Source organism: Isoptericola sp. NPDC057391 (assembly GCF_042668085.1).
In the GTDB taxonomy this organism is placed as follows: domain Bacteria; phylum Actinomycetota; class Actinomycetes; order Actinomycetales; family Cellulomonadaceae; genus Isoptericola.
Window position 1 is genome coordinate 14,674 of sequence record NZ_JBHVBO010000018.1, and the last position, 18,785, is coordinate 33,458.

The following is an 18,785-nucleotide window of genomic DNA, read 5'->3' on the forward strand; positions in this document are numbered from 1 at the left end:
TCAGTCGGTGGTGCGACGCTCAGCTCTTCACGGCGCCCTGGGTGATGCCGCTGATGACCCACCGCTGGGCGAACAGGTACACGACGATCGTGGGCGCCATCGCCATGAGGTACGACGCGAACGCCACGTTGTAGTTGGTGCCGAACTGGCTCTGGAAGATGTTCTGCACGACGGGCAGGACCTGGAGCGTCGGGTCGGACACGATCATCGACGGCAGCATGAAGTCGTTCCACGACGCGAGGAAGGCGAAGATGCCCACCGTCGCGATCATCGGGCCCAGCAGCGGCAGGACGATGCGCCAGAAGACCTGCCACGTCGTCGCGCCGTCGATGCGGGCGCTCTCCTCGAGCTCGACCGGGATGGACCGCAGGTACGCCGAGAACAGCAGCACGCTGAACGCGAGCTGGAACATGGCGTGCAGGATGGCGACGCCCAGGGGGTTGTCGAGGCCCGTCAGCGCGGTGAGCTTGATCTCCGTCAGCGCGATCACGGGGAACGGCAGGAACATCGAGGCGAGCAGGTACACGAACGACCAGCGGAAGAACCGGTGCGACCAGTAGCGCACGATCGCGTACGAGGCGAGCGAGCTGAGCAGCAGGGTCAGGGCGACGGTGAGCGCCGCGACGCCGACCGAGATCCCGAACGACACCGGGAAGCGGGTCAGCTCCCAGGCCTCGGCGAAGCTGGCCGGGTTGAACGGCGCGGGCAGCGCGAAGGCGTTGCCGTCCACGGACTGCTCGCTCGTCTTGAACGCCATCGTGACGGTGACGTAGAGCGGGGCGAGCACGGTCAAGGAGCACACGGCGAGCGCGAGCGTGAGCGGCCAGCTCGTGCGGGAGGCGCGGGGCGGCCGGCGTCGGCCGAGGCCGGGAGCGAGGGCGGTCACAGGCGGATGGTCCTTCCACGGGAGACGACGAGCTGCAGCACCGAGATGAGCACCGTGATCACGAAGAAGACCGTCGCGTTGGCCATCTGGTAGGCGTAGTCGCCGCCCGTGAAGCCGCCGAAGATCGTCATCGCGACGCTGCTCGTCGCGTTGCCCGGCCCGCCGCCGGTGAGGCCGACGATGACGTCGTAGACGCCGAGGTATCCCTTGATCCCCAGGATCGTGTTGATGAGCACGAAGCCGGCGATGAGCGGGAGCGTGATCGAGCGGAACTGCCGCCAGGGCCCGGCGCCGTCGAGCGAGCTCGCCTCGTAGAGGTCACCGGGGATCGAGGTGAGCCCGGCCGTGTACACGAGCAGGGCGCCCGGGATGGTCTGCCACGCGGACACCACGACGATGGCGAGCCACGCCAGGTCGGGGTTGCCGAGGATGCTCTGCGCCAGGGGGTCGAAGCCCGCCGCCGAGGCGAACGCCGGCAGCGTGTTCGAGAACAGGTAGTTGAAGACGTAGGCGACGACGATCCCGGAGACGACCATCGGGATCACGAAGATCGCCCGTAGCCCGGCCGCGAAGCGGATGCGCTTGGACAGGCCGATGGCGAGGACCAGCGCGATGACCTGCGCCACGACCACGGTCACGACGGCGAAGCCGAGGGTGAACCCGTAGGCCTCGCGGATGCCCGGGTCGCCGAGGAGCGCCGTGTAGTTGCGCAGCCCCAGGAAGCTCCAGTCCCCGAACCCGACGTAGTCGGTGAAGCTGTAGAAGATGCCGACCAGCGCGGGGATCACCACGAACACGGTGAACACCAGCAGGGCGGGGACGAGGAACAGGTACGCGATCGGCTCCGGGCGGCCGTGCCGGCGGCGCCGGGACGTCGCGCAGGACGACCCCCGTGACGACGCGCCCGTGGCCGTCGAGGGTGTCGTGGGGGGTGTCGTCGTGGCGGTCATACGGTCGCCTCCCGGCCCGCGAGCCGGCGCCAGTCGGCGTCGAGCTGGTCGAGCATCGCGTCGAAGTTGCCCGACCGGATCGCCTCCTGGAGGTAGTTGCCCAGCGGGATCGAGGTCGGGACGAAGGTGCCGGCGCCCTGGTAGAAGGCCGCGGTGTCGACGTACTGCTGGAGGCCGGCGAGCCGCTCGTCCTGCTGCGGGGGGCCGTCCGTGAGCGTCGAGTACGCGAGGTTGTCGGCGTTGTAGGTGTTGAGGATCTCGGGACGCATGAGGAACTCGACGAGCTCCACGGCCTCCTCGCGGTGCGCGGTGTCGACGGGGATGTACAGGCAGAGGTCGATGTTGACGCGCGCCTGGCGCTCGTCGGGGTCGTCGCTCACCGGCAGCGCGAACGTGCCGACCTCGAGCTTCTCGTCGACGAGGGCGATCTGGCTCAGCGCCCACGGCCCCTGGAGGTACATCGCGGCCTTGCCCTGGCCGAACGCCAGGTTGCCGTCGGCGTACCCCCGCACGGCGTGGTCCGGGTTGAAGAACGACGAGATCGTCTTGGCCCGCTCCATCGGGACGGCGAGGGTCTTCGCGAACGAGACGTCCGAGTCGGGCCCCACGTCGGTGCCGAGCTCCTTCATCCGGCCGAAGAACTCGCCCGTGTCGACGAGGCTGCCGACGGAGTAGTCGAACAGGCCCTGCCACAGTGTCCAGGTGTCCCGGTCGGTCGCGTAGATCGGCGTGACGCCGGCCTTCTGCAGCTCCGTGCAGACGTCGACGAACTCGGTCCACGTGGTCGGCACGGGTAGGTCGTGCTCGGCGAAGATCGCCTTGTTGTAGATGACACCGGCGGCGGCCAGCGAGTAGGGCAGCACGCTGGTGCGCCCGGCGTACGTGGCGTACTGGTCCGTGAGCTCGCTGATGTCCGTCCGCACGGTCGATGCCGACGGGAGCTCGGACAGGTCGCTCATCTGGCCGCGGGAGATGTAGCGGGCCAGCTCGAGGTTGTCGTTGAAGCAGCCGACGTCGCCCGGTTCGCCGCGCACGAACTGCGGGGCGATCGCCGTCGTGGAGTCGTGCACGACGCGGATGCCCGGGTGCTCGCCCTCGAACCGGCGCAGGAGCTGGTCGAAGTAGGCGATGACCTCCTGCTTCTGCTCGTAGAAGGTGATCTGCGTCCGGCCTCCACCACCTCCCGCGGGCGCGGCGCAGGCCGCCAGCGGGAGGGCGGCCAGCACGCCGGCGGCTCCCGCGAGGAACGAGCGCCGGCTCACCGCTCCGGGTGGGCCGGCCATCGACTTCGATCTCACGTGACGTCTCCTTCGACCACGATCGGCGCCGTCTCCGCGACGGGCCGCGAGCGAACATACAGCGCTGTAAATTTGGGGTCAAGGCGGCCGCCGCGGTCGCCGACCGGGAGCCCCCGCCCTAGCCTGGCGAGCGATCCACGGCGTGCACCCGGCGGAGGGCGGCGGACGGTGACCGAGAGCGACAGCGGGGGCACCCGGCCTCGGAGGCCGCGCCTCAGGCTGCCGAGGTGGTCGCTGCGGCGGCGCTCGCTCGAGGCGGAGCCCGTCGTCGACGCCGCGTCGGAGCGGCTGCAGGAGTTCCTGGTGCTGCTCGGCGGCGCGCTGCTCACCGTCGGGACGGCGGCCACGGACATCCAGCACACGCTCAAGCGGGTGGCCGTCGCGCTCGGGTCGCCGCAGACCACGCTGTTCGTCTTCCCGACGCTGATCCTCATCAGGATGCCCGGCGACACCGAGACGCGGTTCGACGTCGCGGAGTCGGCGGGCGGCGAGGTCCGCTTCGACCGCGCGGCGCAGGTCTACGCCGTCGTGGACGACGCCGTCGCGGGCCGGGTCGACGCGTCCGAGGGGGTCGAGCGGCTGCGGGAGACCCGGGACGCGCACCCGCGGTTCCCGGCATGGGTGCGCACGGCCGGGCACGGGCTGGCGGCGGCGGGCCTCGGGCTGGTGCTGCTCGGCGGCAACCCCGTCAGCCTGCTGTACGCGTTCGTGCTCGGCGCGCTGGTGGGCGCGGTCAAGCTCACCGTGCGGCCGGGCACGTACGCCGCGACCCTGCTGCCGGTCGTCACCGCGTTCGTGCTGGCGCTGCTCGTGTTCGGGCTCGCGGACACCGCCGTCGTGAGCGAGCCGCTGCAGGTGCTGGTGCCGCCGCTGGTCACGCTGCTGCCCGGCGCCGCCCTCACCACCGGGGTGCAGGAGCTCGCCGCCGGCGACATGGTGGCCGGGTCCAGCCGCCTCGTCTCCGGCCTGGCGCAGCTGCTGTTCCTCGCGTTCGGGATCCTCGCGGCCCTGGCGATCACCGCCGTGCCGAGCGCCGACGCGCTCGCCTCCTCCCCCACGACGTTCGGCGCGTTCCAGCCGTGGATCGGCGTGCTGCTCTTCTCGCTCGGCATCTTCCTGTACCACTGCGGCCCGCCGCGGTCGCTCTTCTTCCTCACCGTCGTCCTGCTGGTGGCGTACGGCGGCCAGGTCGTCGGCGCGACCGTCACGAGCGGCGTCTACAGCGGGTTCCTCGGTGCCGCGGCGCTGACGCTGTGCGCCTACCTCGTACAGACCGTCCGGGGCGCGCCGCCCGCCGTCGTGTGCTTCCTCCCCGCGTTCTGGCTGCTCGTACCCGGCGCGACCGGGCTGATCGGGCTGACCCAGACCGCCAGCGGGGACGCCGTCAGCTCCACGAGCCTGCCGACCATCGCGGGGTCGATCGTCGCCATCGCGCTCGGCGTGCTCGTCGGCACCGCGCTGTACCGGCAGATCTACACCGTGGCGCCGGCGCGGTGGCGACTGCGCCCGACGTGACGTGCGGCCGGCTCAGAGCAGCAGCAGGTTGAGGGCCACGAGCGCCACCAGCATGGTGACGAGGCGCTCGAAGAGCTGCTGGTCCACGTGCCCGATGACGCGCCGGCCGATCCACGTGCCGACCAGCACGACCGGCGCGAGCACGGCCCACAGCGCCACGGTGTCGGCGCCCACGATGCCGACGCCGACGGCCACCGGCAGCTTGATGACGTTCACCGTGAAGAAGAACCACGCCGTCGTGCCGAGGAACCGCCACTTCTCGTAGCGCGCGGCGAGCAGGTAGAGGCTCATCGGCGGGCCACCCGCGTTCGCGACCATGGTCGTGAAGCCCGCCAGGCCGCCGTAGCCGAGCGTCGCGGCGCGCGTGTCCACGCGCAGGCGGTCGCGCCAGAGGTTGAGCACCAGCAGCGCCAGCAGGATGCCGCCGATCGTGCGGCGCATGACGTCGTCGCTGACCCAGGTGAGGAACGCCGCGTCGAGCGCCACGCCCGCCAGCACCGGCGCGAGCAGCCGCCCGATCACCCGGAAGTCCGCGTGCTTGCGGTAGGCCCAGATCGCGACCAGGTCGCCCGTGATCAGGAGCAGCAGGACCGCCCCGGTGGACTCCTTGGCCGGGACGACGAGCGCCATCAGCGCCGCGGCGATCATGCCGAGGCCGCCCAGCGCCGTCTTCGAGAAGCCGACGAGCAGCGCGACGAGGACGACGACGGCCCACCCGGTCCACGGCAGTCCGGCGATCAGCGGGGCGGGTTCGAGCACCGGGGCAGCGTAGTCGTCGTGGCCGCTGCCGGGGGCCCGGTGTCATCGTGCTCGGTCGTAGACCGCGGCCACCTCCCCCTGGGCGCCCACGACCCGCGATGACAGCGTCCAGGTGGAGCCCGGCAGACCGTCGTCGAACAGCCGCGGTCCGCTGCCCACGACGACCGGGACCACCAGCAGGTAGAGCCGATCGAGCAGGTCCGCGGCCAGCAGCGGCTTGATGACGCTCGCGCTGCTGTTGACCAGGATGTCGCCCTCGCCGGATCCCCGGAGCTCGACGACGACGTCCGGGGTGGGCGCGTCCACCAGACGCGTCCGCGCCCACGGCGCCGTCGTCAGCGTGCGCGAGAGCACCACCTTCTCCGTGTCGACCAGCCACCGGGCGTACTCCCGGTCGCGCGGGTCGGCGGCCTCGTCGTCCGCGACCGACGGCCAGTAGCCCAGGAAGCCCTCGGCGTTGACGCGGCCCAGCACCGCCGTCGTCGCGTCCGCGCACATGCGCGCCATGTGGTCGCGCGCCGTGTCCGTGGCGACGTAGGGCAGGAACGCCCCGAAGTCCCCCGGGCCGCCGGCTCCGTGGTACCGCCCGTCGAGACTGATGCCGAGGTTGGCGGCCACCGTGCGGCCGGTCGAGTGCGTCATGGTCTGCTCCTTGGTGTCCTTGGCAGGTCGACGCCTCCGTCGGGCGCCTTCAGCCCGGGGACGAAGCCCTCACGCGGATCTCGACATCCACGCGGCCGCGCGAGTCAGAGCGTCGTGGTGAGGACGCCGCCGTCGGCGCGCAGGGCGGCGCCGTTCGTGGCCGACGAGACGGAGCCCGCCAGGTAGGCGACGAGGTGCGCGATCTCCGCCGGCTCGATGAACCGCTGCAGGAGCGACGTCCGGTTCGCCGCCGCGATCGCACTCCTCACCTGGTCCGCGGGGACGCCCTGGGCCCGGGCGATACCCTCGACGGCCCGGGCGACGCCGTCGGAGTACGTCGGACCGCCGAGAACCGTGTTGACCGTGACGCCCGTCCCTCGGGTGAGCTTGGCCAGGCCGTTGGCCAGGGCCAGCACCCCGGCCTTCGTCGTCCCGTAGTGGGTCATGTCGGCCGGGACGTCCACGCCGGACTCGCTGCTCACGAAGACGACGCGGCCCCAGCCACGGTTCAGCATGCCGGGCAGCGCATGCCGGGACAGGCGGACGCCGCTCATGACGTTGATGTCGAAGTACCGCTGCCACTCGTCGTCGGAGACCTCCTGGAACGCCTGGACGTCGAAGACCCCCACGTTGTTCACCAGGACGTCCACCTCGCCCAGCGTCCCGATCAGCCCCCTGACCCGGTCGGGGTCCGCGAAGTCCGCCGCGATCCCGGAGACCGCGGCTCCCGGGACGGTCTCCTGCAGCCTGTGGACCGCCGCCGCGACGCCGTCCTCGGTCCGTCCGTTGACGACGACCGCCGCGCCCTCGGCGAGCAGCACCTCGGCCACCGCGAAACCGATGCCCTGCGTCGACCCGCTCACGAACGCCCTCTTGCCTGCCAGCCCCAGGTCCACGTGCCGCCTCCTCCTGTCGCCGCCCGCCCGGATCACTTGCCCAGGCAAGCGCAGCCTAGGTGCGAATGACTTTCCTGAGCAAGTCACCTTCCCTGGTTCATCGTGGAGGTGCCCGTACGCTGACGGTCATGCCGGACCCTGACGCGCACGCCGCCGCCACCGCCGAGCTCACGGGCGAGGAGCTCGAGACCTGGGCCGCCCTGGCGACCGTGCTGGAGTGGCTGCCTCCCGCGCTGGACGCCCAGCTCCATCGCGACGCACAGCTGTCCCACTTCGAGTACGGGGTCTTGTACGCCCTGGCCCACGCGCCGGACGGCACCCTCCGCATGAGCGTCCTGGCCGGTTATGCGAACAGCACGCTCTCCCGGCTGTCCCGTGCGGCCACACGGCTGGAGAAGCAGGGTTGGATGCGGCGCATGCCCGACCCTGCGGACGGGCGGTACACCCTCGCCGTCCTCACCGAGCCCGGCCGGTCGAAGGTCCAGGACGCGACACCCGGCCACGTGCGCCTCGTCCACCGGCTCGTGCTGGACCGCCTGACGGCGGCGCAGGCACGTCAGCTGCGGGAGATCAGCCGGCGGATCGTGCGCGCCGTCCGGGAGGACGGCGGCTGGCAGCCGCGCTGATCCGGCCCGGGACGCCGGCGACACGCTCAGTCGAGCAGGTGACGCAGGTAGCGCTGCGGTGCGTCGAGGAACGCGCGCCAGTGCTGCACCAGCTCGAGGTCGTCCCATGCCGTCGGGCGCAGGCCCCACGGCCCGACCTCCAGGATCGTCGCGCCGGGCAGCGCCGCGAGCACGGGCGAGTGCGTGGCGCAGAGGACCTGGCCACCGCGTCGGGCCACGTCCTCGAGCACGCTCATGAGGCTCAGCGTGGAGGAGAAGCTCAGCGCCGCCTCCGGCTCGTCGAGGCAGTAGAGGCCCGGCCCGTCGAACCGTGACTCGAGGACCGCGAGGAAGGACTCGCCGTGGCTCATCTCGTGGAAGACCGGGTCCCTCGGGCTCGGTTCCTCCTCGAGGAACGTGTACCAGCCGTGCATCGTCTCGGCGCGCAGGAAGAAGCCCCACCGCACCGAGCCGACGCCGCGCTGCAGCCGGATGGCGCGGTGCAGCGGCGACTCCGACTCGCGGGTCGAGTGCCGACCGTACGCGGTGCCGCCCTCGGGAGACAGCCCGTAGGCGACCGCCACCGCCTCCACGAGCGTCGACTTGCCGCTGCCGTTCTCCCCCACCAGGAACGTCACACCCGGCGCGAGCTCCAGCCCGTCGCGCAGCAGCTGCTCGACGGCCGGGACGGTGCGCGGCCACACGCCCGCGGGCAGCGGGTACTCGGCGTCCGGCGCGACCCGGACCACCGGCGGCTGCGAGAAGTCCACGGGGGCATCATGCCCCGGGAGGCATCCGACCAGCAGGCACGGCGGCCACGTCGATCGGGTCGTCACCACCTCGTGCGACCAAGGCGCCTCCGCGCGAGGATCGACGTCAGTGCGCAGCTCGCACTCCACCACCGAAGGAGACATCGTGAGCGGCTCAGAGAACTCCGACCCCACCGCACCGGCGAGTCCCGGCGCTCCCAACAGTCCGGGAGCTCGTCGCCCCGACGAGCTCCCCGACGAGCCCAAGAGCCCGGGCCCGCCGCCCGGCTCGATCCCCGGGGAGCCGGATCATGAAGGGACGCCGACCCCCTCGCCCGACGCCCCCGACGAGCCCAAGAGCCCCGGCCCGCCCCCCGGCTCGATCCCCGGGGAGCCGGACTAGATCCCCCGCACGTCGGGCCGCAGGTCTGCCGCGGGGTCGAGGACTCGCCGCCGCGTCACACCAGCGTGGGCTCGTGCACCATGGTTGGCGTCTTCACCAGGACGACGGGTGTTGACGTGCGGCGCAGATTGCACGGACACGCCGCGATACCTTGCACGATCCCGGGCGCGTCACGGCTGTTGTGCAATCTAGGTTGCATCGTCCCAGGTCAAGCACTGCAGGAGCGCTCGAGTCGACCGCCCGCGAGGTCGGCTACGGGAGCGCATACGTCTTCAGAGACGCGTTCACCCGCGAGTACTGCGTGCGCCCGAGCCGGTGCCAGGCCCGGGCCCGGCTCGGGCGGCCCCGCGGCGTCGTGAACCCTGGGGGACGGCCGTCATTCCACCGAGCCGCGTCCCAGGAGGGCTTTGATCTCGCCGTGCAGGTCGGAGGTCACGGTCACCGGGTAGGACGGGAGCGCCACGCGGACCGTGCTCGCGGGCCGCCGCAGCTTCATCTGCGTCTCCGTACGGCCGGGGTGGCGGCGGAGGATCTCGCGGAGCTCGAGGATCACGGGCTCGGTGGCGGCGGCCTCTGGCATGACGATGACGAAAGGGCGCTCGTCCAGATCCTCGCGGGACACGACGACCTCGGCGGCGTCCGCGTGGACGGTGACGCCGTCGTCCCGGACGCTCACCCGCCCGGTGATGGACACGATGGTGTCGGCCTCCAGCGCGGAGGCGTAGGACTGGCGGGTCCGCCCGGTGAACATCACCGTCACGTCGGCGCCCAGGTCCTCGACCCGGACGAGGGAGTACGGGTTGCCCGACGCCTTCGCCACGCGCTGCTGCACCGCGGTGACCAGCCCTGCGATCGTCACGCGCGCGCCGTCGCGCGGCGGGCTGCTGCCGATGAGGTCGACGATCTGGGTGTCGCGGTGCCGGGCCAGGGTCCGTTCCGTGCCACTGAGGGGATGGTCCGAGACGTACAACCCCAGCATGTCGCGCTCCATCCCCAGCTTCTCGCGGCGGCTCCACTCCGGCAGGTCCGGGACCTCGACGGCCAGGGGATCGGCCCCGTCCTCACCGCCGAGGCCCACGAACAGGTCCATCTGCCCCCGCGCCTCCTGCCGCTTCACGCCGACGACGGCGTCGACGGCCTCCTTGTGCACCACCGTCATCGCTTGCCGCGTGTGCCCGAAGGAGTCGAACGCCCCGGCCTTGATCAGGGACTCGACCGTGCGCTTGGTGGCGACCTCTGCGGGGACCTTCCGCAGGAAGTCGTGCAGGCTCGAGTAGACCCCCTGACGGCGCGCCTCGACGATGCCTGCCACCACGGAGCTCCCCACGTTCCGGACGGCCTCGAGGCCGAAGCGGATGTCGTTCCCCACCGCGGCGAAGTATCGCGTCGACTCGTTGACGTCCGGGGGGAGCACCGTGATCCCCATCCGCCGCGTCTCGCCGAGGTAGAGCGCCATCTTGTCCTTCGACTCGCCGACGCTCGTGAGCAGGGCGGCCATGTACTCCGCCGGGTAGTGCGCCTTGAGGTAGGCGGTCCAGTAGCTGAGCAGGCCGTACGCGGCGGAGTGCGCCTTGTTGAAGGCGTAGTCGGAGAACGGCAGCAGGATGTCCCAGAGGGTCTGGACGGCGTCCTGGCTGTACCCGTTGGCGCGCATGCCCGCCGAGAAGCTCTCGAACTGCTTGTCGAGCTCGGCCTTCTTCTTCTTGCCCATCGCCCGCCGCAGCAGGTCGGCCTGCCCGAGCGAGAACCCGGCGAGGACCTGCGCGATCGTCATCACCTGCTCCTGGTAGACGATCAGGCCGTAGGTCTTGCCGAGCACGTCGGCCAGCGGCTCGGCGAGCTCCGGGTGGATGGGGACGATCTCCTGCTGTCCCGTCTTGCGCAGCGCGTAGTTGATGTGCGAGTTCGCCCCCATCGGACCGGGCCGGTACAGGGCCCCGACGGCGGTGATGTCATCGAAGTGGTCGGGCTGCGCCAGGCGCAGCAGCGACCGCATGGCGTCGCCGTCGAACTGGATGACCCCGAGGGTGTCGCCGCGGCGCATGAGCTCGAACACCGCGGGGTCGTCCAGGGGCAGGTCCTCCAGCACGACCTCCTCCCCGCGGTTGGCGCGCACGTTCTCGACCGCGTCGCTGATGATCGTGAGGTTCCGCAGCCCCAGGAAGTCCATCTTGATCAGGCCGAGCGCCTCGCAGGTCGGGTAGTCGAACTGCGTGACGATCTGCCCGTCCTGCTCGCGCTTCATCAGCGGGATGACGTCGACCAGCGGCGCGCTCGACATGATGACGCCGGCGGCGTGCACACCCCACTGGCGCTTAAGGTTCTCCAGCCCCGTGGCCGTCGTGTACACCGCCCGGGCGTCGCCGTCGGACTCGATGAGGCGGCGGACGTCGGCCGCCTCGGCGTACCGCGGGTCGTCCTTGTCGAAGATACCGGCGAGCGAGATGTCCTTGCCCGAGACCGTCGGGGGCATCGCCTTGGTGATCGCCTCGCCGGTGCTGAACGGATACCCCAGCACCCGCGAGGCGTCCTTCAGGGCCTGCTTGGCCTTGATCGTGCCGTAGGTGACGATCTGCGCCACGCGGTCGTCGCCGTACTTGTCCGTGACGTACCGGATCACCTCGCCACGACGCCGGTCGTCGAAGTCGACGTCGAAGTCCGGCATGGAGACGCGGTCCGGGTTGAGGAAGCGCTCGAAGATCAGATCGTGCACGAGCGGGTCGAGGCCCGTGATCGTCAGCGCGTACGCGACCATGGACCCGGCGCCGGAGCCGCGGCCAGGCCCCACACGGATGCCCTGACGCTTCGCCCACTGGATGAAGTCGGCCACCACCAGGAAGTAGCCGGCGAACCCCATCTGGAGGATGACCCGCATCTCGTGGTCCGCACGCTCGCGGACCTCCGGGGTGATCCCGGCCGGATAGCGGGCGGCGAGCCCTCGCTCGACCTCCTTGACCAGCCAACTCTCCTCGTCCTCGCCGTCGGGCACAGGGAAGCGCGGCATGTAGTTCGCCGTGGTGTCGAACTCCACGCTGCAACGCTCGGCGATGAGCAGCGTGTTGTCGCAGGCGTCCGGGTGGTCGCGGAAGATCTCCCGCATCTGGCCGGCGGACTTCAGGTAAAACTCGTCGGCATCGAACCGGAAGCGCTTCGGGTCGTCAAGGGTGGCACCGGACTGGACGCACAGCAGCGCGGCGTGGCTCTCGGCGTCCTCCGCCCGGACGTAGTGCAGGTCGTTCGTCGCGACGAGCGGCAGGTTCAGGTGCCGGGCGAGCCGCAGCAAGTCGGACGTCACGCGGCGCTCGATCCCCAGCCCGTGGTCCATGAGCTCGCAGAAGTAGTTCTCCCGCCCGAAGATGTCGCGGAAGTCCGCGGCGGCCTGCACCGCCTCCTCGTACTGGCCCAGCCGGAGCCTGGTCTGCACCTCACCGCTGGGGCAGCCCGTCGTGGCAATGAGCCCGCTCCCGTGGGTGCTCAATAGCTCACGGTCCATGCGCGGCTTGAAGTAGTGGCCCTCGATGGAGGCGAGGGACGACAGCCGGAAGAGGTTGTGCATCCCCGCCGTGGTCTCGGCCAGCAAGGTCATGTGCGTGTAGGCGCCGGCGCCGGACACGTCGTCGCGGGAGCCGTCGCCCCACCGCACCCGCGTGCGGTCGTGCCGGGCCGTCCCGGGGGTCACGTACGCCTCGGTCCCGATGATCGGCGTGATCCCGGCGTCCTTCGCCGTCCGCCAGAAGTCGAACGCACCGAACACGTTGCCGTGGTCCGTGATCGCGACGGCAGGCATCCCCTGCTCCGCGGCGGCCGCCACGAGCGGCCCGATGTGCGCCGCACCGTCCAACATCGAGTACTCACTGTGGACGTGCAGGTGGACGAACGAGTCCGACGACATCACGACCCTCCCGAACAACGGATGGTTGGAAAGGTTCATGCAAGCGGACGGACGTCTCCGTACTCAAACAATCACGGAGCCCACGTGCCACAACCAATGGTTGTTCGGTACGCTCCCGGCATGGACGGGACCCTCGTGCGCACGTTCCTGGCGGTGGCCGAGTCGGGCCAGTTCCAGGAGGCCGCCGCACAGCTGGGCCTCACCCAGCAGGCCGTGTCGAAGCGGATCGCCACCCTCGAGCGGGATCTGGGGGTCCGGCTCTTCGTCCGCACGCCCTGGGGCGCACGGCCGACGCTGGACGGGCAGGCGTTCCTGCCCCATGCGCGGGATCTCGTCAGTGCCGAGGAGCGGGCGGTCGCATCGGTGCGCCCCGGGTCGCGCGCCCTGCGGGTCGACGTGCTGCACCGCCGGATCGCCCCGTCCGTCCTGCTGCGCGAATTCCACCGCGCCCACCCCGACGTGGACCTCGACGTCGTCACCCTGTCCGACCGGAACGCCCGGTCCGCGGTCGACGCCATCCTCGCGGGCGAGATCGATGCCACGTTCCGCGCGATGCCCCGCCGCGCCGCGGGACCGGACCAGGACGTCGAGACCGCCAGGGTGCTCGACTCCCGGCTCGAGGTCCTCGTCGGCCCCCGCCACGCCCTCGCCGGGGCCCGCGAGCTGACGCCCCGCGACCTCGCCGGGCACCGCATCTGGATTCCGGGGATCGTCCCCGACACCGAGTGGAGCCACTACTACGACGCCTTCTCGGCCGCGTTCGGCCTCAGCATCGACGCCGTCGGGCCGCACTTCGGCGACGACGCGCTCCTCGAGGAGATCGCCGGGTCGAGGAACGTCGCCACGCTCGTGGGCGACCGCGACCGGTACCTCTGGCCCGCACGGTTCGACCTGCGCCGCATCCCGCTGCGCGAGCCGACGCCCGTCTACCCCTACTCCCTCGTCTGGCGCCGGGAGAACCCCCATCCGGCGATCTCCAGGGTGCGGCGGTACTTCCGCTCGCTCGACCGCGGCAACGGCTCCCCGACGTGGATGCCCGGGGCGGCGACCCGCGACGGTCGCGACGGCACGCGCTGATCACCGGGCGCGCGGCTTCCTCGCGCTGGACCGACCGGCCGGTCATGTTACATAGCCGGAGGTTCGTGCAATCTAGGTTGCATCTCGACACGAAATGACGGGACAGTCACGACTGCATGTCGACGAACCGCGAGTAGTGGCCCTGGAACGCGACGGTGATGGTGTCGGTCGGGCCGTTACGGTGCTTGGCGACGATCAGGTCGGCTTCGCCGGCGCGCGGTGACTCCTTCTCGTACGCGTCCTCGCGGTGCAGCAGGATCACCATGTCGGCGTCCTGCTCGATCGAGCCGGATTCACGCAAATCAGACATAGCGGGCTTCTTGTCCTGCCGCTGCTCGGGACCTCGGTTCAGCTGCGAGAGCGCGATGACGGGGACGCCGATCTCCTTGGCCAGGAGCTTGAGTGCACGGGAGAACTCGGAGACCTCCTGCTGTCGTGACTCGACCTTCTTGCCGGAGGTCATGAGCTGCAGGTAGTCGATGACGACGAGCTTGAGGTCGTGCTTCTGCTTAAGCCGTCGGCACTTGGCGCGGATCTCGGTGAGCGACATGTTCGGCGAGTCGTCGATGAACATCGGCGCCTCGGACACGCGACCCATGACCTTGGCGACCTTCTGCCAGTCGTCCTCACCCATGGAACCGTTGCGCAGCTTCTGCAGGTGGACGCGCGCCTCCGCGGACAACAGACGCATCGTGATCTCGTTGCGGCTCATCTCGAGCGAGAAGACGACGGACGACTGCTGGTGCTTGATCGACGCCGCGCGAGCGATGTCGATCGCCAGAGTTGAGTTGTGCGTTGGGATCATGGCCCGGCTCGCGAGGTACAGATGTGACGGGTGCTCGATCTCCACGCAGCGCACAGGCACCGAGTCGATACGCCGCACCTCGACGACAAACCGCGACTTGAGCTTGGCCGTGGAAGGCCGACGGCGCTCCTTGTGCGCAAGGCGCTTGCGCTCGAGTCCAAAGACCTCGTCGTCGGTGGTGAAGGTGATCGTGTAGGCGACCGACGAACCGGCGCTCCTACCGCGAACCGCCTTCTCCCACCAGCCGGTGCGGTAGCCGAGGCTGTGCACCAGCTCGCGGAACCCTTCGGCAAGCCTCCGGCTTGTCACGGTGAACTGCGCACTTCCGGTCCGGTTCACGGTGCCGTCAGTGTCGAGCAGCCCGGCCAGCAGCTCGCGCCGCTGCGACTCGCTGGCACGGAGGTACGCGTCGGGGATGTGCTTGTCACCCAGCACCCCGAGCGTCCGCAGAATCCCAGGAATGCTGCCGTGACGCTCGTGGCACTCCATGCACCGGCGACGACCTGAACTCGGCCCACCACAGTCCGGGCAGGTCGGCGCAGCAGATCGCGGCGACACCGCGGACGACCTACCCCCGCAGGAACGTCCGCACGTCTTGACATGGGCGAGCTTGGGGACGAACTCGGTGCCGCAGACGACGCAGCGTCGCGGAGAGACCGGGCCGTCACTGGGCAGCTGCAGCTGATACAGCTTGGCTGCACCGGGAACCGAGGTCCGCTCGCCGACGACGTAGCCGAGCCCTTCGATCCGCATCGGGATCTCGGGATCTGCTGACGTGAAGCGTGCCGACGACGAATGACCGTCACCGAGCCACACCCCGAGGACGTACGGGTGGAGCGGGAGGTCTGCGTCGGGAAGATCGAGAGCCCTTGCCGTCACGATCGAGTGGTTCGCCCGATGATCGGCCGTCGTGCAGTGCAACGATCCCGCGATCTCCTCCGTCGTCCGGATCTCGGACTCAGGCGCCTGTCCGTGACGCACCTTCCGCCGCTGGGCACGGGTGCTCGTCGACCACTCGTGCTGGGCGTCGGCGACGATGGTGGTGCCGTCGTCGAAGACGACCTCGTAGCACGGCCGTCCGGTCATGACCTCGGTGGCTCGGACGACGCGCGTGGGCGTTCCGTCCGCCGCGATGAGCTCGTCGCCCACAGCGACGTCGCCCATCGTCGTCCACCCCGACGGCGTGGGCAGCGGGGTGTCGAGGGCCAGGGCCTTGCCCATCGCAGGCCGAGCGGCGATGACGATCATCTGCCCGGGGTGCAGGCCGTTGGTCAGCCGGTCGAGGTCGGCGAAGCCGGTGGGGACGCCGACCATCCCCTCGCCGCGGTTCCCGGCGGCCTCGATCTCGTCCATGGTGCCGCCGATGATCTCGGCGAGCGGGAGGTAGTCCTCGGAGGTCTTGCGCTCGGTGACGGCGTAGATCTCGGCCTGCGCGGTATTGACGATGCCCTCGACGTCGCCGCCGTCGGTGGCGTAGCCGAGCTGCACGATCTTGGTGCCGGCCTCGACGAGGCGGCGCAGCACGGCGCGCTCCTGCACGATGCGGGCGTAGTAGCCGGCGTTGGCGGCGGTGGGGACGCCGGCCATGAGGTCGTGGATGTACGGGGCGCCGCCCACGCGGGCGAGCTCGCCGCGCTTGGTGAGCTCGGCGACGACCGTGATGGCGTCGGCGGGCTCGCCGCGGCCGTACAGGTCGATGATGGCGTCGTAGATCGCCTCGTGGGCGGGGCGGTAGAAGTCGTTGCCGCGGATCTGCTCGACGACGTCGGCGATGGCGTCCTTGGAGAGCAGCATGCCGCCGAGCACGCTCATCTCGGCGGCGACGTCCTGAGGAGGTGTGCGGTCGAAGGTGGCGCCGGGCGCCCCCTGATATCCCGCCTCGAGCTCCTCGATCGACATGCTCACCCCGTTCCCCCGCCGTCGCCGGCGTCCGGTCCGTCACCGGACATCGGCTCCCGCTGTCAGGTCCACGTTCTACCGTGGCCCTCTGACACCGCGGACGACGCTAGGCGCGCCCGCGACCGTGCGCAATCGACGGTGTGGACACAGGTGTGGACGGTCCTGTGGATATGCGCCTCAGGCTGTGCACGGGCGGTGGACAGGCATGTGCACAACTGGGGATATCGGCTGTGTACAACTTTTCGCAGGCTTCTGACCTGCGGCGACGTTACCCTCAGGCTGTGGAGGAGAAGAAAGTTGGGTGAGGTGCACCGCACCCCGGATCCAGACGGCGGACACCACGACGCCACCCCTCCTTCACCGACGCCGCCGGAGGGTCACCCGTCCACGGACGCCGCCCACAAGGTTGTCCACAGGGGTGGGCACAGGGGCGACCGACGCCGCATCGACCGCGACATCCTCGCCCTCGCGCTGCCGGCGCTGGGCGCCCTCGTCGCCGAGCCGCTGTTCGTGCTCGTCGACAGCGCCGTCGTCGGCCACCTGGGTACCGCGCAGCTCGCCGGCCTGTCCGTCGCGTCCACCCTGCTCGTCACGCTCGTCGGGCTGTGCGTCTTCCTCGCCTACGCCACCACGGCCGCGGTCGCCCGCCTCGTCGGCGCGGGCCGCACCCGCGACGCGCTGCAGTCCGGCGTCGACGGCATGTGGCTCGCCCTCGGCCTCGGCGTCCTGCTGGCGGCGGTGCTCGCCGTCGGGGCGCACTGGGCCGTCGGGGCGATGGGCGCCGGCGCGGACATCGCGGGCTACGCCGCCACCTACCTGCGCTGGTCGGTGATCGGCCTCCCCGGGATGCTCGTCGTCCTGGCCTCCACGGGCGTCCTGCGCGGGCTCCAGGACACGCGCACTCCCCTGTGGGTGGCGTCGACCGGCGCCGTCGTCAACGCGATCCTGTCCGTCGTCCTGGTGTACGGCGCCGGCCTGGGGATCGCGGGCTCGGCCATCGGCACCGCCGCCACCCAGCTCGGCATGGGGGCGGTCCTCACGGTCGTCGTGGTGCGCGGCGCGCGCCGCCACCACGCGTCGCTGCGGCCGCACCATGCGGGCATCTGGGCCAACGCCCGGGCGGGTGCGCCGCTGTTCGTCCGGACGGCGTCGCTGCGCCTCGCCATCCTCCTCACCGTCGCGGTCGCGACCAGCCTGGGCGCGACGGCGCTGGCCGGCTACCAGGTCGTCAACAGCCTGTGGGGACTCGCCGCGTTCGCCCTCGACGCGCTCGCCATCGCCGGGCAGGCGCTGGTGGGCCACGGCCTCGGGGCGGGCGACGTCGGACGGGTGCGCGCCGTCCTGCGCCGCTCGCTGCAGTGGGGCGTCGGCGCGGGCGTCGTCATCGGCGTCGTGTTCGCCGTCTCGGGGTGGTGGGTCGCGCCGCTGTTCACGACCGACCACGACGTGCGCGTCGCGATCACCGCGGGTCTCGTCGTCACGGGCGTGCTCATGCCGATGGCGGGCTGGGTGTTCGTGCTCGACGGCGTCCTCATCGGCGCCGGCGACGGCCGCTTCCTCGCCTGGGCGGGCATGCTCACGCTGGCGGTCTACGTGCCCTTCGCCCTCGCGGTCCGCGCGTGGGCGCCCGACGGCGCGATCGGGCTGGCGTGGCTGTGGGGCGCGTTCGCGGGCGTCTTCATGCTCGCCCGCGCCCTGACGACCGGGCTGCGCGCCCGCGGCGACCGCTGGATGGTCACGGGCGCGTGACGGCGCCGGGCCACGCGGTGAACGGGACGTGACGCCGGTCGGTCAGTCCCCGGGCACCACCAGCCGGTACCCGATGCCGCGCACCGACGAGACGCGCAGCTCGGGCAGCACGCGCAGCCGCTTGCGCAGCCGCTTCACCGCCGACACCACCGGGTCCGGGTCGCCCAGGTAGCCGGTGCGCCACACCGTGCTGGTGAGCTCGGCGAACGACCACACCCGGTGCGGCGCGGACGCGAGCGCCACCAGCAGGTCGAACTCCCGCATCGACAGGTGCACGGGCGCGCCGCGCACCGTGACCTCCCGCGCCGCGAGGTCCACCTCGAGCGCGCCGAGCACGATCCGCCGCGTCGGCTGGTCCCCCGCTACCGGACCGGGATCCGCGTCCTCTCCCGACGGCGCGTCGGGCGCGCGGGCGTGCACCTCGAGCGTGTGCGGCGCCTCGTCGTCGGGCAGCACCGCGGGCGGGGGCGGGCCGAGGAGCGTCCGCGCGCCGTCCGTGTCGGCGGTGGCGATCACGGCGGCCCGCCCACGCAGCAGGCGGGCCACCTCGCCCACCCGTTGCAGCGGCAGCCCGATGCAGAGCACGTACCCGCCGACCGGCTCGACCACGTTCTTGGGGGGCATCTGCCGTCCTCCGTCCGACGCGCACTCCGGGAAGGG

14 protein-coding genes are annotated in these 18,785 nt (G+C 71.1%); 4 read left to right on the forward strand and 10 right to left on the reverse strand.

The features are described from left to right. Positions 1 to 19 precede the first annotated feature (19 nt). The 3 genes from ACFUVW_RS04565 to ACFUVW_RS04575 are packed head-to-tail and all read right to left on the reverse strand — an operon-like array spanning position 20 to position 3,134. Positions 20 to 886 carry a carbohydrate ABC transporter permease gene (locus ACFUVW_RS04565; protein WP_430570169.1) on the reverse strand — a complete coding sequence of 289 codons (867 nt, stop codon included), beginning with the start codon at positions 884 to 886 and terminating at the stop codon, positions 20 to 22. Next, positions 883 to 1,836, reverse strand: coding sequence for a carbohydrate ABC transporter permease (locus ACFUVW_RS04570; RefSeq protein WP_430570170.1), 954 nt, complete (start codon positions 1,834 to 1,836; stop codon positions 883 to 885). The genes ACFUVW_RS04565 and ACFUVW_RS04570 overlap by 4 nt, the downstream gene beginning before the upstream one ends. Then, a complete protein-coding gene (locus ACFUVW_RS04575) occupies positions 1,833 to 3,134 on the reverse strand; it encodes an ABC transporter substrate-binding protein (protein WP_430570171.1) in 1,302 nt (433 codons plus the stop codon). The genes ACFUVW_RS04570 and ACFUVW_RS04575 overlap by 4 nt, the downstream gene beginning before the upstream one ends. 168 nt (positions 3,135 to 3,302) lie before the next feature. Between ACFUVW_RS04575 and ACFUVW_RS04580 the strand changes: the two genes are divergently transcribed. Then, on the forward strand, positions 3,303 to 4,649 hold the full coding sequence (locus ACFUVW_RS04580) for a threonine/serine exporter ThrE family protein (RefSeq protein ID WP_430570172.1): 1,347 nt from the start codon (positions 3,303 to 3,305) through the stop codon (positions 4,647 to 4,649). A gap of 12 nt (positions 4,650 to 4,661) precedes the next feature. On the opposite strand, the gene ACFUVW_RS04585 is transcribed toward ACFUVW_RS04580, so the two are convergent. The 3 genes from ACFUVW_RS04585 to ACFUVW_RS04595 form a co-directional block, all read right to left on the reverse strand. Next, positions 4,662 to 5,408, reverse strand: coding sequence for a sulfite exporter TauE/SafE family protein (locus ACFUVW_RS04585; protein ID WP_430570173.1), 747 nt, complete (start codon positions 5,406 to 5,408; stop codon positions 4,662 to 4,664). Between the two features lie 42 nt (positions 5,409 to 5,450). Continuing rightward, a complete protein-coding gene (locus tag ACFUVW_RS04590) occupies positions 5,451 to 6,050 on the reverse strand; it encodes a dihydrofolate reductase family protein (protein WP_430570174.1) in 600 nt (199 codons plus the stop codon). Positions 6,051 to 6,154: 104 nt separating this feature from the next. After that, a complete protein-coding gene (locus tag ACFUVW_RS04595; protein WP_430570175.1) occupies positions 6,155 to 6,946 on the reverse strand; it encodes an SDR family NAD(P)-dependent oxidoreductase in 792 nt (263 codons plus the stop codon). Positions 6,947 to 7,074: 128 nt separating this feature from the next. On the opposite strand from ACFUVW_RS04595, the gene ACFUVW_RS04600 reads away from it, so the two are divergent. Then, on the forward strand, positions 7,075 to 7,572 hold the full coding sequence (locus ACFUVW_RS04600) for a MarR family winged helix-turn-helix transcriptional regulator (protein ID WP_430570176.1): 498 nt from the start codon (positions 7,075 to 7,077) through the stop codon (positions 7,570 to 7,572). Positions 7,573 to 7,598: 26 nt separating this feature from the next. Here ACFUVW_RS04600 and ACFUVW_RS04605 read toward each other — a convergent pair whose 3' ends face one another. After that, positions 7,599 to 8,321, reverse strand: a complete 723-nt coding sequence (locus tag ACFUVW_RS04605) for an AAA family ATPase (protein WP_430570177.1) — start codon at positions 8,319 to 8,321, stop codon at positions 7,599 to 7,601. A 758-nt stretch (positions 8,322 to 9,079) separates the two neighbouring features. Further along, positions 9,080 to 12,595 (reverse strand): DNA polymerase III subunit alpha, encoded by a 3,516-nt coding sequence (gene dnaE, locus ACFUVW_RS04610; protein WP_430570178.1) that lies wholly within the window; start codon positions 12,593 to 12,595, stop codon positions 9,080 to 9,082. A 120-nt stretch (positions 12,596 to 12,715) separates the two neighbouring features. Here dnaE and ACFUVW_RS04615 point away from each other — a divergent pair, with 120 nt between their 5' ends. Beyond that, positions 12,716 to 13,672, forward strand: coding sequence for a LysR family transcriptional regulator (locus ACFUVW_RS04615; RefSeq protein ID WP_430570179.1), 957 nt, complete (start codon positions 12,716 to 12,718; stop codon positions 13,670 to 13,672). Between the two features lie 106 nt (positions 13,673 to 13,778). Here ACFUVW_RS04615 and dnaB read toward each other — a convergent pair whose 3' ends face one another. Continuing rightward, the gene (dnaB, locus tag ACFUVW_RS04620) at positions 13,779 to 16,376 is read right to left on the reverse strand and encodes a replicative DNA helicase (protein WP_430570180.1); all 2,598 of its coding nucleotides are present in this window, start codon (positions 16,374 to 16,376) and stop codon (positions 13,779 to 13,781) included. A gap of 444 nt (positions 16,377 to 16,820) precedes the next feature. On the opposite strand from dnaB, the gene ACFUVW_RS04625 reads away from it, so the two are divergent. Beyond that, complete coding sequence (locus ACFUVW_RS04625) at positions 16,821 to 18,125, forward strand: MATE family efflux transporter (protein WP_430570189.1); 1,305 nt, start codon at positions 16,821 to 16,823, stop codon at positions 18,123 to 18,125. A 42-nt stretch (positions 18,126 to 18,167) separates the two neighbouring features. On the opposite strand, the gene ACFUVW_RS04630 is transcribed toward ACFUVW_RS04625, so the two are convergent. After that, on the reverse strand, positions 18,168 to 18,749 hold the full coding sequence (locus ACFUVW_RS04630; RefSeq protein WP_430570181.1) for a winged helix-turn-helix domain-containing protein: 582 nt from the start codon (positions 18,747 to 18,749) through the stop codon (positions 18,168 to 18,170). Positions 18,750 to 18,785 lie beyond the last annotated feature (36 nt).